The 13,062-nt window shown below is 34.8% G+C and carries 14 protein-coding genes; 8 read left to right on the top strand and 6 right to left on the bottom strand.

Annotation, left to right across the window (positions count from 1 at the left end):
- The 6 genes from B0E44_RS12325 to B0E44_RS12300 form a co-directional block, all read right to left on the bottom strand.
- Nucleotides 1-861, bottom strand: coding sequence for a rhomboid family intramembrane serine protease (locus B0E44_RS12325; protein ID WP_077375461.1), 861 nt, complete (start codon nucleotides 859-861; stop codon nucleotides 1-3).
- Between the two features lie 73 nt (nucleotides 862-934).
- Complete coding sequence (locus tag B0E44_RS12320) at nucleotides 935-1,693, bottom strand: rhomboid family intramembrane serine protease (protein ID WP_077375458.1); 759 nt, start codon at nucleotides 1,691-1,693, stop codon at nucleotides 935-937.
- Nucleotides 1,690-3,585, bottom strand: coding sequence for a DNA mismatch repair endonuclease MutL (mutL, locus tag B0E44_RS12315; protein WP_077375455.1), 1,896 nt, complete (start codon nucleotides 3,583-3,585; stop codon nucleotides 1,690-1,692). Before mutL ends, B0E44_RS12320 begins: the two co-directional genes overlap by 4 nt.
- Before the next feature lie 165 nt (nucleotides 3,586-3,750).
- Entirely contained in the window at nucleotides 3,751-4,455 is a 705-nt protein-coding gene (locus B0E44_RS12310) for a DUF6624 domain-containing protein (protein ID WP_077375452.1), read from the bottom strand.
- 323 nt (nucleotides 4,456-4,778) lie between these two features.
- Nucleotides 4,779-5,354: a 6,7-dimethyl-8-ribityllumazine synthase gene (gene ribH, locus B0E44_RS12305; RefSeq protein ID WP_077375449.1), complete on the bottom strand. Its 576-nt coding sequence runs from the start codon at nucleotides 5,352-5,354 to the stop codon at nucleotides 4,779-4,781.
- A 101-nt stretch (nucleotides 5,355-5,455) separates the two neighbouring features.
- On the bottom strand, nucleotides 5,456-6,235 hold the full coding sequence (locus B0E44_RS12300) for a tetratricopeptide repeat protein (protein ID WP_077375447.1): 780 nt from the start codon (nucleotides 6,233-6,235) through the stop codon (nucleotides 5,456-5,458).
- Nucleotides 6,236-6,625: 390 nt separating this feature from the next.
- Here B0E44_RS12300 and B0E44_RS12295 point away from each other — a divergent pair, with 390 nt between their 5' ends.
- The 8 genes from B0E44_RS12295 (at nucleotide 6,626) to B0E44_RS12260 (ending at nucleotide 13,046) form a co-directional block, all read left to right on the top strand.
- The gene (locus B0E44_RS12295) at nucleotides 6,626-7,705 is read left to right on the top strand and encodes a DNA replication/repair protein RecF (RefSeq protein ID WP_077375444.1); all 1,080 of its coding nucleotides are present in this window, start codon (nucleotides 6,626-6,628) and stop codon (nucleotides 7,703-7,705) included.
- Nucleotides 7,706-7,783: 78 nt separating this feature from the next.
- Nucleotides 7,784-8,482 (top strand): thioredoxin domain-containing protein, encoded by a 699-nt coding sequence (locus tag B0E44_RS12290; RefSeq protein WP_077375441.1) that lies wholly within the window; start codon nucleotides 7,784-7,786, stop codon nucleotides 8,480-8,482.
- 8 nt (nucleotides 8,483-8,490) lie between these two features.
- Nucleotides 8,491-9,162 (top strand): DUF2461 domain-containing protein, encoded by a 672-nt coding sequence (locus B0E44_RS12285; protein WP_077375438.1) that lies wholly within the window; start codon nucleotides 8,491-8,493, stop codon nucleotides 9,160-9,162.
- A gap of 35 nt (nucleotides 9,163-9,197) precedes the next feature.
- On the top strand, nucleotides 9,198-10,211 hold the full coding sequence (gene murB, locus B0E44_RS12280; RefSeq protein WP_077375436.1) for a UDP-N-acetylmuramate dehydrogenase: 1,014 nt from the start codon (nucleotides 9,198-9,200) through the stop codon (nucleotides 10,209-10,211).
- Between the two features lie 61 nt (nucleotides 10,212-10,272).
- Entirely contained in the window at nucleotides 10,273-10,668 is a 396-nt protein-coding gene (locus B0E44_RS12275; RefSeq protein ID WP_077375433.1) for a putative quinol monooxygenase, read from the top strand.
- 38 nt (nucleotides 10,669-10,706) lie between these two features.
- A complete protein-coding gene (locus B0E44_RS12270) occupies nucleotides 10,707-11,321 on the top strand; it encodes an FMN-binding negative transcriptional regulator (RefSeq protein WP_077375430.1) in 615 nt (204 codons plus the stop codon).
- 76 nt (nucleotides 11,322-11,397) lie between these two features.
- Nucleotides 11,398-12,504, top strand: coding sequence for a glycosyltransferase (locus B0E44_RS12265; RefSeq protein ID WP_077375693.1), 1,107 nt, complete (start codon nucleotides 11,398-11,400; stop codon nucleotides 12,502-12,504).
- Nucleotides 12,495-13,046 carry an RNA polymerase sigma factor gene (locus B0E44_RS12260; RefSeq protein ID WP_077375427.1) on the top strand — a complete coding sequence of 184 codons (552 nt, stop codon included), beginning with the start codon at nucleotides 12,495-12,497 and terminating at the stop codon, nucleotides 13,044-13,046. The genes B0E44_RS12265 and B0E44_RS12260 overlap by 10 nt, the downstream gene beginning before the upstream one ends.
- The last annotated feature ends 16 nt before the right edge of the window (nucleotides 13,047-13,062 follow it).

Here is a 13,062-nt window from a genome sequence, read left to right as displayed (position 1 = left end):
TTATTTTCCTGCTTGAAACAAGAATTCTTTTTCTTCTTGACTCAAACTTTCATAACCCGACTGACTGATTTTATCCAAAATCTCGTCTATTTGCTGTTGCTTTTTATCTTTTACGACTATTTTTGAAATCGGTTTTTCGATTGGTTTTCTATAATTTTTATGTACTTTTTTGAAAGGTGTCGAAGGTTTTTTAAACAAATTGATAAAGAAATCCAAAACAGCACTCACTCCCTTACTCAAGTCAATTCCGTTTTGAAGTAATTTAATATAGGCAAAACCAAAAAAAGCTCCTGCCAAGTGAGAAATATGTCCGCCAGAATTTTCCAATCGGAATTGCATTAAGTCCAAAACAAGGATAACAGTTGTAATATGCCATAATTTCACATTCCCAATGAGCAACAATCGCACATTCATCAAAGGACTATAAATTGTCACTGCGACCAAAATTGCCATTATGGCTGCCGAAGCTCCTACTATGGCTCCGCTGTAATGCATTAGATTAAAACCCAGAGCAAAAATGAATCCCGAAAAAATTGCGCTTAAAATATACAGCCCCAAATACTGTTTGGATGAGAAAAAAGTCAAAAACAAGTAGCTGGAAAAATTCAGCACAATCATATTAAAAAATAAATGCAAGAAGCTATCATGAAAAAAAGCATACGTCAAAAAAGTCCAAGGCTTTAACACAAAAACAGATGGTTCTGACAATAAAGCAATCCAATTGGGAAAGTCAAAAGTCCCAATCTTAAATTGATAGAAAAAAACTAGTGAGACCAAAAAACAACCTACATTCCAATAGATCATTTTTAAGGCGATGCCACCTAACTTATATTGCATTTTCAAATCGTCTAAGATGTTCATGTTCCAAGTTATGAGTTATGAGTTGTCAATCATGAGTTCTATTCAATACCATAATCCCCTTAGGGGTTAGGGATTAATTCCAACGGTGGTTGTCAAATTGATTTTTCTTCCAGTACCACATCATCAAATAACCAATCAATGCGCCACCCAAATGAGCAAAATGAGCTATTCCACTAGACCCTCCAAACAATGACCCTCCAGAAACACCCAAATATAAATCAATTAACAGCAACCCTGGAACAAAATACTTTGCTTTAATTGGAATTGGGATAAACATCAAAGCTAATTCAGCATTGGGAAACATAAAAGCAAAAGCCACCAATAAGCCGTAAATAGCTCCTGAAGCCCCGACAACATTTCCTAAATAAGCCCCCATAAATGCTTGAAAATCGGATGGAGTTAACAATTCCTGCCACTTGGTATCAAATTTCCCTTCACTTAAAATTTTTAATATTTCAACTTTTTGGTAACCATTCTCAACTAAGAGATTGATCCCATTTTCAAAAAAATAATAATTTACTCCAGTATGCAATAAAGCAGCTCCCAAACCACAGGAAATATAAAAAAACACAAACTTTCTACCTCCCCAAAAATGTTCCAGTGCCGAGCCAAAAGAGTACAAAGCAAACATATTGAAAGCAATATGCATGATATTAGGTAATGGCGCATGCATAAACATGTGGGTGAAAATTTGCCAAAAATGAAAGTCTGGACTTTCAAAAAAATACATCGAAAGCAATTTATAGGCAGGTTCGCCGACAATCATTGAGCCAATATAAAACAGCACATTTATAATTAACAACTGTTTTACTGTAGGTGTAATATTCATCATAATGCAAATTTTTTATCTAAATCTTCCACACGCATGGTGATGAAAGTTGGTTTTTGAAATGGGGAAACATTTGGGTCCTTGCAGGCGAAAAGTCCATTTACTAAATTTTCCTGCTCTTTTTCGGTTAAATACGCACCTGTTTTGACAGCCAGACTTTTGGCCATCGATTTGGCGATAGTATCATTCTGACTGAAACTATTCTCTGGAATTCCGTTATGCAGATCACTCAATAACTGATCTAAAACGGCCGCCACTTCGCTCTCGGTAATATTTACCGGAATGCCCGAAATCACGATATGATCGGGATTAGACTCCTCAAAAACAAAGCCAGTATTGACTAATGATTGTTGCAGCTCCGCAATAAGTTCCATTTCGGTTGCAGAATAAAACAAGTTGATAGGAAACAACAATTGCTGACTTGATGCATGCTGAACTGTCATATTCACTAGAAATTGTTCGTACAAAACACGTTGGTGAGCTCTGCTTTGATCGACAATTACCATTCCTGATTTTATCGGCGAAACAATATATTTTTTATGAATTTGATACGTTTTATGAACGGTTTGTTCCACTTCCGCATCATCAAATAACGATGAAGTTACCTCTTCGTTTTCAAAAGTAAACCCATTGCTCTCAAAACTGGAATCATTGTTACTGGAAGCAAACGAATCGCCTCCAAAAAGAACTTCCGTATCTTGCTTAACTCCCACGTATAAACTTTCCCAACTTGCCGTTGATTCCGTTTTTTTATAGGAGGAAGAATGGGATTTATTAGGCTTTTCTTCCGAAAAAGGGTTAAAACTTCTGTCAATTTGAATCGTTGGCACTTCTGCATCCAAGTTTTTATAATGATAAGGTGTGTCCAAATTGGCATCCCTTTCAAAATCCAAAACAGGAGCCACGTTAAACTGCCCCAAACTGTGCTTTATTGACGCTCTCAAAATAGCATACATTGCACTTTCATTATCAAACTTGATTTCTGTTTTTGTCGGATGTATATTGATATCGATTGTATTTGGTGGCACTGTTAAATACAAATAATAACTCGGTTGCGAACCATCTTTCAAAATCCCTTCATAAGCGGCCATAACAGCATGATGCAAATAAGGGCTTTTTATAAAACGGTCATTGACAAAGAAAAACTGCTCTCCCCTATTTTTTTTGGCAAATTCAGGTTTGCTCACAAAACCCTGAATATTCATCATCTCTGTATCTTCAACAACAGGAACCAGTTTCTCATTGGTTTTTCCACCAAAAAAATTAACAATTCGCTGTCTTAAACTAGACGGAGGCAAATTATACATATCGCTACCATTATGGTAAAACGTGAAATGAATTTTGGGATGCGCCAAAGCCACGCGTTGAAATTCATCAATAATATGGCGGTATTCCACAGTATCCGATTTAAGGAAATTGCGACGTGCAGGAATATTAAAAAATAAATTTTTGACTGCAAATGAAGTTCCTTTTGGCAAAACCGCCACATCTTGGGACATGAATTTACTCCCTTCAATAACGATGTGAGTTCCCAATTCCTCCTGCTCCAATTTGGTTTTCATTTCCATATGGGCAATCGCCGCAATAGAGGCCAAAGCTTCTCCTCGAAAACCTTTGGTATGCAATGAAAATAAATCTTCTGCTTGGCGAATCTTTGATGTGGCATGACGCTCAAAACACATACGTGCATCGGTAACATTCATTCCCGAACCATTATCAATAACTTGTACCAATGATTTCCCAGCATCTTTAATAATCAACTTAATGTCCGTTGCCTTTGCGTCAACCGCATTTTCCAATAGTTCTTTTACTACTGAAGCAGGTCTTTGCACCACTTCTCCAGCGGCAATTTGGTTGGCAACATGATCAGGAAGCAATTGAATTATACTCGACATTGAAAAATTTTAGATTTAGGATTTTAAATTTCAGATTTTAAATAATAATTAAAATCAAGGACGACAAATTTAAGGAATTTCTCTTGGGTTTTACCTCTTTGCCACTCATAAAAAAAACCAAATTTACTAGAACAGCTAACACTTTTAAAACCAATAACAATACTACTATTCTTTACCAGTTATTTTCTTAATTTCAGCTAGTGTATAATGTTTATATTCTACTCCCAACCTTTTTGCATTCTCTTCAACCGTAGTGGTAAACCCCGCTTCCTTCCTCAGTTCATTTACAGATTCGGGATGCTGAACAGGCCAAACATAATACCAAAATTCTTTCTGCCCAGTGGTTACATTTAGAACATTCTCCCCCGACACTTGCGTCCCATAAAGTTGCTCTTTTCCCTCCTGCATCAACATTCTATCGTGCATCATGGCGACTTTTGTAAAAGGTATTTCGTTGCTCGCACCGGCTTCCTGAATCATCGGAAAATAGTCCGCTATTTTTTTACTGTGCTGAATCACATACCAAGCTGCTTCATTTGTTGGTTCTCCAACCAATGTTTTTCCAGGATAACCATATTTTGCGATAATTTCCTCAATCCGTATAAGATTAATAGAATCTCGCTTATTCATTATTTTATATACCTTGCCATTTGCCAAATCGTCATTGGAGTAACCAGTTTCGTTAAGAATCTGCAACTTCCTACTGTCGGTAGTTTCTGAATCGATATATTCCCTGAGAATTTGGTCAGATTTGTAAATTCCGTCTAATTCCTTTTTCAAGGTTTCATCAATTGTTTCTTGCGCCTGACTGAATCCAAACACAAACAACAACAGAAAAAATGCATATTTTTTTATATTCGAAACTATCATCAACTATTTTATTAAACGTTTAGCTTCAAATATAACAATTAAGAAGGTTTTATAAAATCCCGTGAATCACAAAAAAAGCATAAAAAATATCTCCTCATCTCTCAAAAAATGTGTTTTAATATTGAGATATTCTTTGCGTCTCTGCGTCTTTGCGAGCCCAATTTCACGCAAAGACGCAGAGACGCAAAGAACGGTAAGGATACAATTTATAAAAAAATCAGCAACAGATTTGAATAGAAATAGTGACAGTCTCATATAGTCATAAAAAAAACCTATACCATTCAGTAAACGGTATAGGTCTTTAAAATTTTGAAGCTATTTTTCTATTCTTCTATTTGCAAAGGTAAATTTTCAATTCTCAAAGCTCCGGGTGACAATAAATGTTGGTCGTCAACCGCACGATGAGTCAATGAAGCTTGTTGACGAATATAAGCCATTTTTATGGCTGCAATAGCCGCTTCAGTTCCTTTGTTTCCGTGAATACCACCACTCCTGTCAATAGATTGTTGCATAGTATCATCTGTCAATACACAGAAAATAACCGGAATATCCGTTTGAACATTCAAATCTTTGATTCCTTGAGTTACTCCTTCACACACAAAATCAAAGTGTTTTGTTTGCCCTTGAATTACACAACCAATGGCAATTACAGCATCTACATTTTGAGTTTGCAACATTTTTTTAGAACCATATATCAACTCAAAACTCCCGGGAACATTCCAACGGATAATGTGATGAGGAGGAACTTCATTTTCCAATAAAGCAGTAAGTGCTCCATTATAAAGCCCTTCGGTGATGTTATCATTCCATTCAGAAACAACAATCCCAAAGCGAAAGTCTTTCGCGTTTGGGACTGTGTTTTTATCGTAATCCGATAAATTTTTATTTACGGTAGCCATTTAATTTTAGATTTTAGAATTTAGAACTTAGATTTCAGATATTAAAGATAGAGTTTTGAAATCAAAAATCAATAATCTTAAATCAACAATCTTAAATCTTTCTATTCTTGTGACAAACCTATCAAACCATCCACTGTAGCAGCTTCTGGAGCGTTTTCATAATTTTCTTTAATATCTGTGAAATATTTCAAAGCATCCGCTTTATTTCCTAAAGCCAAAGCAACTTTACCTGCTTTCATCAAGAAACGTGGAGTTGTGAAATCATTTTTGCTAGCTTCAGCTGCTTTAATATAATTTTCCAAAGCTTCTTTTGGTTGATTTTTTTGAGAATAAGCATCCCCAATAGCTCCTTTTGCCAAAGCGCTCAACATCACATCCGTTGAACTGAATTTACCTAAATAAGTAATTGCTTCATCATATTTACCTGTATTCAAGTAAGCGATTCCAGCATAATAGTTAGCCAAGTTTCCTGCAGCTGTACCAGAATATTCATCAGCGATTTTTACAAATCCAAATTTACCTTCAGATCCATTCAATGCCAATTTGTACAATGAATCACTTGCAACACCGTTAGTCGCTTTCTCAAAGTTAGATTGCGCAACAAACATTTCGTTAGCAGCATCATCTTCTTTAGGATTAGCGATAAATTTTTGATAAGCAAAATAACCAACAGTTACCAATGTAATAGCACCAACAACCCCAATAATAATTTTTTGATTTTTAGCAACCCAGTCTTCTGTTTTAGAAGCTGTTTCGTCTAATTTCGAAAAAACCTCAGCCGTAGCACTGTCTTTTTCGTCAATCATTACATTTTCAACTGCATCGTCTTTAACTTCCTTTTCTTTTGGTGTTTTATATCCTCTTTTACTGTAAGTAGCCATTTAAAATTTAATTTAGTGAACGGCAAAAATAAAATTTTTATTCTAATGCACGTAAAAAAAATGAATTTTATATTAAATTTTAGAAAAATATTTTTAATCCCTTATTTTCACTGAAAAAACACCTCCAAATATCCGAATAATTAGGGCGTGCCACCAGCTAGAAAAAAGGGCTATTCACTTTGTCTTCAGGGCCCTTTTTCCTAGCTGGTGTCGGGCCATCCGCGCTACTTCGGTAGCTAGCTTCTATCCCTCACGCGAGCGAACGGACGTAGTAAAAAAACGAAAACGCAATTTCCCATCTTTTATATCGATATTTTTCAATAATTTGCACCCTCTTAGAAACCATCCAAAAAAAGGCTTCAAAGGCAACAATTCCAGCAAGAACTTCAGATGTATTTAAAAAAAATATCCTTATTCAATTACAAAAACTTTTCCGAAGCCAATTTCGAATTTGACAGCAAAATCAATTGTTTTGTAGGCAAAAACGGCATCGGAAAAACCAATGTATTGGATGCCATTTATCATTTGTCGTATGGAAAAAGTTATTTCAATCCACTCGCTGTTCAAAACATCAAACACGGAGAAGAGTTTTTTGTAATTGACGCCGAATTTGAAAAGAACGAAAGAACCGAACAAATTGTCTGCAGTCTCAAAAAAGGCCAAAAAAAAATACTCAAACGCAACGGAAAAGCTTACGATAAATTCTCAGACCATATTGGGTTTATTCCTTTGGTCATTATTTCTCCAGCCGACAGAGATTTAATCGTAGAAGGAAGCGAAACCCGAAGAAAATTTATGGACAGCGTGATTTCCCAATTGGATCCGCACTATCTACAACAACTCATCCAATATCAAAAAGTAATGAGTCAGCGCAATGCTTTGCTGAAGTATTTTGCACTGAACCATACGTATGATAATGATACCTTATCTATATATAATGAACAGCTAACCGAATTTGGGCAATCCATTTTCGAAAAAAGAAAAGCTTTTGTTACCGAGTTCATTCCTATTTTCAACTTTCATCACCACAACATAACTGGTTCTCAGGAATCCGTTCAGCTGATTTATGAAAGCCATTTATTCGAAAATGATTTATTGACGCTCTTGCAACAAAGCATCAACAAAGACAGAATGCTGCAATACACCAGCATGGGTATTCATAAAGACGACCTCTCTTTTGAAATCGACAATTACCCAATCAAGAAATTTGGTTCACAGGGACAGCAAAAATCATTTTTGATAGCATTGAAACTAGCACAGTTTGAATTTCTAAAAAAACAAAGTGGCGTAAAACCCATTCTGCTTTTTGATGATATCTTCGATAAATTAGACGAAAATCGAGTGTCTAAAATCATCGAAATGGTCAACAACGATACCTTTGGACAACTTTTTATATCAGACACACATCCCGAACGCACGGAAGCAATCGTAAAATCAACACTCCAGAGTTACACTATTTTCAATCTGTAACTTTTATTTAAGATTACTTAAAGATTCAAAAAAGCAAAAAATGCTTAATTTTACACAAATTATAACACTTACACCCCGATGAAAATTAGTCACCTATATTTATTTATTACTTGTTTTATTGTATCCTCATGCAACGGACAAACATCACCAACCGTTAAAACCATTGATGTTACTTCGTATTCCAAGAAAATAAAAGCGACTCATAATGCCCAAATCCTAGATGTTCGTACACCCGAGGAATATGCAACGGGCCATATCGAAAACTCAGATAATGTAAATTGGCTGAGCAACAGTTTTGTTTTAAGAACAGACAAGTACGACAAAACAAAACCCGTTTTTGTGTATTGCAAAAGTGGAGGAAGAAGCGCCAAAGCAGCAGACAAATTAGCCGAATTGGGTTTTACAACTATCTATAATCTTGATGGTGGAATGCTCAAATGGGAAGCAGCAGGATTGGCAAAACCTGACACTAAAATCATTGGCATTTGCAGTCAGGAATACGCCGAATTATTAAAATCTGATAAGAAAGTATTAGTCAGTTTTTATGCCCCTTGGTGTGCCCCCTGCAAAAAAATGGAGCCTTATATCCTAAAAATGCAAAAAGAAATGGCAGACAAAGTAGTCATCATCCGATTGAATGCTGACGAGAATAAAACCATTATGCAGGAATTGAAAATCAGTGAACTTCCTACTTTAGTGTTGTACGAAAACAAAGCCGTCAAATGGCAAAAATCAGGATTCGTCAGTGAAGAAGATTTAAAAACCCAATTACAATAATCTGGTCTATGCTCTCAAAAGATACCTTACAATTCCTCGAAGATTTAAAAGCCAACAACAATCGTGATTGGTTTCTTGAAAACAAAAAACGCTACGAAACCGTAAAGAAAGATTACCATCAATTGGTCGCTTCTTTTCTTGATGCACTTAAACCTCTTGATCCCTCATTAGAGATGTTGGAAGTTAAAAATTGCGTTTTTAGAATCAATCGTGACGTTCGATTTGCCAAAGACAAATCACCTTACAAAACGAATTTAGGCGTTTGGATATCTGCAGGAGCAAAAAACGCAGAAGCTTCAGGTTATTACCTTCATATAGAAAATGGAAAATGTTTTGTTGGCGGTGGATTATATTGCCCACAGCCCGACCAACTTCAAAAAATTAGAAAAGAAATTCACTTTTTCTATGATGATTTACAGGAGATTTTAAATGACAAAAAATTTCAATCCATTTATCAAAATTTAAACAGGGACGAGAATTCCACTTTGAAAAACCCGCCAAAAGGCTACGATAAAGAAGATCCAGCCATTGAATTTCTGAAACTGAAAAGCTTTACGGCTACTCAACCTTTCGACACTAAATTGGTGACTCAAAAAGATTTCGTGTCCATAATGGCAGAAAAAATGATGGTATTAAAACCTTTTAATAATTTTATCGACAGAGCTTTATATTCGGAATAAATCCAAAAGCAAAACACTTTTAATTACAATTCTTTATGGAGATTTTAAATAATTTTTCTTTAAAAAACTACAATACATTTGGCATTGAAGCCAAAGCTGAACAATTTGTTGCCGTTCACAGTGTTTCTGAATTGAAAAGCATTTTGGAACAAAACAAAAACCAAAAGAAGTTTGTCCTTGGCGGCGGAAGCAATATGCTTTTAACAAAAAACATCGAAGCTCTGGTAATCCACATCGATTTAAAAGGAAAAAAAATACTTAAAGAAGATGCTGATTTTGTTTGGGTCGAAAGTCAAGCAGGCGAAAATTGGCATCAATTTGTGCTTTGGGCAATAGATCAAAACTTTGGAGGACTCGAAAATATGTCGCTTATCCCAGGTAATGTTGGTACAACTCCAGTACAAAACATTGGCGCTTATGGTGCCGAAATCAAAGATTTTTTTATCTCTTGCGACGCGATAAATATCGAAAATCAGGAAATGAGAACTTTTACCAAAGAAGAATGTAATTTTGGCTACCGAGAAAGCATTTTCAAACACGAGGTAAAAGATCAATACATTATAACCTCAGTAGTTTTCAAACTAACAAAACAAAATCATAAAATAAACACTTCATACGGAGATATCACCGCCGAGTTAGCCAAAAACAACATTACTGTTCCTGGCTTAAAAGACGTTAGCAATGCGGTAATAGCTATTAGAAAAAGTAAGTTACCCGATCCAGCCGAACTAGGAAACAGCGGTAGTTTTTTCAAAAATCCAATTCTTTTAAAATCTGATTTTGAGCCAATCCACCAAAAATTCCCTGAAATGAGATTCTTTGACATTTCGGAAACCGAAGTTAAAGTTCCTGCAGGTTGGCTGATTGAACAAGCCGGTTTGAAAGGAAAACGTTTTGGAGATGCCGGAGTACACAAAAATCAAGCTTTGGTTTTGGTGAATTATGGAAATGCGACAGGACAAGAAATTTTAGATGTTTCCAAAACCGTCCAAGATACTGTTTTCAATACTTTTGGTATTCATATTGAAGCTGAAGTAAATATAATATAGATGTAGATTGAATAGGGAATGCAACTACCAAACCGGAATATATAAATTAAAAACAGTCATTATGAAAATAAGGAATATTGACTTTATAAAATTTACGTTTACATTTCTTGCTTTAGTTTTTTTTGAAGCTTCATATTCTCAAAATAAAAATCAAATAGTAAGATTAGCCAAACTTGTAATTAATCCCGAAGATTTGAAAAATTATCAAATCGCATTGAAAGAAGAAATTGAAACATCAATTAAAATTGAACCTGGAGTATTAACTCTGTATGCAGTTTCAGAAAGAGACAATCCAAATCATATAACAATTCTTGAAATCTACAAAGACAGGGATTCATACAATTTACACATAAAAACGCCTCATTTTATAAAGTACAAAGACTATACAAAAGATATGGTAAAGTCCTTAGAACTAATTGAGACTGATCCTTTAATCCCTGAAATGAAAATAAAATAGAAGCTGGCATCCATAACCAATAAATCTAAAATTTCAAAATGTACATTCCCGATTTATATAAAAACGAAGATAAGGAAGCCATCAGAACCTTTCTAAAAGCAAATGCTTTTGGTATTCTCATCAATCAAACCAATGGAAAATTATGGGCAACCCACATTCCATTGGAACTAGAAACCAATAAAGAAGGAGAAGAAATTTTGCTGGGACATATCTCAAAAGAAAATCCGCAATGGACAGCTTTTGAATCAAATGATCAAGTTTTGGCAGTATTTACAGGATCCCATGCTTATATATCTCCCTCTTGGTATGACCACGAAAATGTACCGACTTGGAATTACACAGCGGTTCATATTTACGGAAAGATAAAAATCATTGAAGGAGATGCCGTAATTGATTCCTTAACTAAACTGGTAGACAAATATGAGCAAAATTCCAAATGTCCGGTTCGAGTAGCAGAATTATCAAAGAAAACAATGATGCAAACCCGAGGAATTGTTGCTTTTGAAATTAAAATAGAAGAAATACAAGCGCAAACCAAAATGTCACAAAACCGTGATGACAAAAATTATTCGAATATTATTTCCGAATTAGAAAAAACAAAAAACCCCCAATCTATGGCTGTCGCGAAAGAAATGGCTAAAAACAGAAAGTAATTACTGATTTTATATTGATAATTGACAATTGCTAATTACCTTTGCAATCGTTTTTAAAAGCCAAAAAAATACAATGATGCTAACCTTTACTTTATACTTTTTTATTGCAATAGTTGTCATTCAACTTTTTTATTATCTCATTGTTTTTGGAAAATTTTCTTTTGCCAGAGCACAGGAAATTGAGGCTAAAAACATTCCGGTTTCAGTTATTGTATGTGCCAAAAATGAAGAAGAAAACGTTGCTAAATACATTCCTTTATTGGTCGAACAAAATTATCCCGACTTCGAAATCGTCCTTATTGACGATGCTTCGAGTGACAACACTTTGGATATATTTGAAGAGTTTGAAAAAACATATCCGAACATAAAATTAGTTAAAGTAAAAAACAACGAAGCTTTTTGGGGAAACAAAAAATATGCTTTGACCCTAGGAATAAAAGCAGCCAAAAAAGAACATTTATTGTTTACTGATGCCGACTGTTATCCAACTTCGAAAGATTGGATTACTGCGATGAGCTCTCAGTTTACAAAACAAAGGACTATTGTTTTGGGTTATGGAGGCTACGAAAAAATCGCCAATTCCTTTTTGAATAAAATCATCCGATATGAAACTTTGCTTACGGCTGTTCAATATTTTTCGTGGGCTAAAATAGGTAAACCTTATATGGGTGTCGGTCGTAATTTGGCATACAAAAAAGAAGAATTTTTCAATGTAAACGGTTTTATCGATCATATCCAAATTCGTTCCGGTGACGATGATTTATTCATTAATCAAGCTGCCGATTCGGACAATACCACAATTTGCTATTCTCCAGAAAGTTTTACTTACTCGGCTCCAAAAACAACTTTTAAAGATTGGTTCACCCAAAAAAGAAGACACGTTGCCACTGCGAAACATTATAAAGCCTTTGACAAAATACAACTAGGACTTTTCTTTAGTTCGCAATTATTGTTCTTATTGACTCCAATCGTATTATTGATTTTTCAATTTCAATGGATCTTGGTTTTAAGCCTCATTGGTTTCCGATATTTGGTTACTTGGATTGTAATCGGATTTGCCGCCGGAAAATTAAAAGAAAAAGATGTGATGTATTGGTATCCTATTATAGAAATTATACTTATATTCACTCAAATTAATGTCTTTGTAACCAACATTTTTTCAAAACCTGCGCATTGGAAATAAGCAAACAAATAGAAAAAGCAAAAAAAGGAAATCAAGTTGCCTTTACTTTTCTATTGGATTACTATTGGAATGAAGTCTATGGTTTTATGCTAAAACGCACCGAAAACGAAACCACAGCCGAAGACATTACCATTGAAACATTCTCCAAAGCGTTTGACAAAATAGCCACATACAATCCTGAATTCCAATTCAACACCTGGTTAATCTCTATTGCCAAGAATGTGCATATCGATTTGATCCGCAAAAAAAAATCGAGTCTTTTTATTGAAATCACAGACGAAGAAGACCAAACTGCCTACAATGTTGCTGATACCACTCCATCGGCTGAAGACGTTTTAATTACTGAGCAAAATCTTTCCCAATTATTACAATTCATCAAGGAATTGAAACCTCATTATCAAGAAGTGATTCAGCTACGTTATTTTCAGGAAATGAGTTATCAGGAAATCGCCAATAAAATAGACGAACCCTTGAGTAATGTCAAGATTAAATTACTTCGTGCCAAAAAATTGCTTTCTGAAATTATCCAAAACAGACGATAATTTCAATAAAAATTTA

Origin of the sequence: Flavobacterium sp. A45, assembly GCF_002001005.1 — a bacterium.
In the GTDB taxonomy this organism is placed as follows: Bacteria; Bacteroidota; Bacteroidia; order Flavobacteriales; family Flavobacteriaceae; genus Flavobacterium.
This window is presented reverse-complemented; position numbering and strand designations above follow the sequence as displayed.

Coding starts and splice junctions, on each gene's coding strand:
- B0E44_RS12285 (WP_077375438.1), top strand. CDS start 8,491: ATGCTCTCAAAAGATACCTTACAATTCCTCGAAGATTTAAAAGCCAAC.
- B0E44_RS12265 (WP_077375693.1), top strand. CDS start 11,398: ATGCTAACCTTTACTTTATACTTTTTTATTGCAATAGTTGTCATTCAA.
- mutL (WP_077375455.1), bottom strand. CDS start 3,585: ATGTCGAGTATAATTCAATTGCTTCCTGATCATGTTGCCAACCAAATT.
- B0E44_RS12310 (WP_077375452.1), bottom strand. CDS start 4,455: ATGATAGTTTCGAATATAAAAAAATATGCATTTTTTCTGTTGTTGTTT.
- B0E44_RS12295 (WP_077375444.1), top strand. CDS start 6,626: ATGTATTTAAAAAAAATATCCTTATTCAATTACAAAAACTTTTCCGAA.
- ribH (WP_077375449.1), bottom strand. CDS start 5,354: ATGGCTACCGTAAATAAAAATTTATCGGATTACGATAAAAACACAGTC.
- B0E44_RS12320 (WP_077375458.1), bottom strand. CDS start 1,693: ATGATGAATATTACACCTACAGTAAAACAGTTGTTAATTATAAATGTG.
- B0E44_RS12290 (WP_077375441.1), top strand. CDS start 7,784: ATGAAAATTAGTCACCTATATTTATTTATTACTTGTTTTATTGTATCC.
- B0E44_RS12300 (WP_077375447.1), bottom strand. CDS start 6,235: ATGGCTACTTACAGTAAAAGAGGATATAAAACACCAAAAGAAAAGGAA.
- B0E44_RS12270 (WP_077375430.1), top strand. CDS start 10,707: ATGTACATTCCCGATTTATATAAAAACGAAGATAAGGAAGCCATCAGA.
- B0E44_RS12325 (WP_077375461.1), bottom strand. CDS start 861: ATGAACATCTTAGACGATTTGAAAATGCAATATAAGTTAGGTGGCATC.
- B0E44_RS12275 (WP_077375433.1), top strand. CDS start 10,273: ATGAAAATAAGGAATATTGACTTTATAAAATTTACGTTTACATTTCTT.
- murB (WP_077375436.1), top strand. CDS start 9,198: ATGGAGATTTTAAATAATTTTTCTTTAAAAAACTACAATACATTTGGC.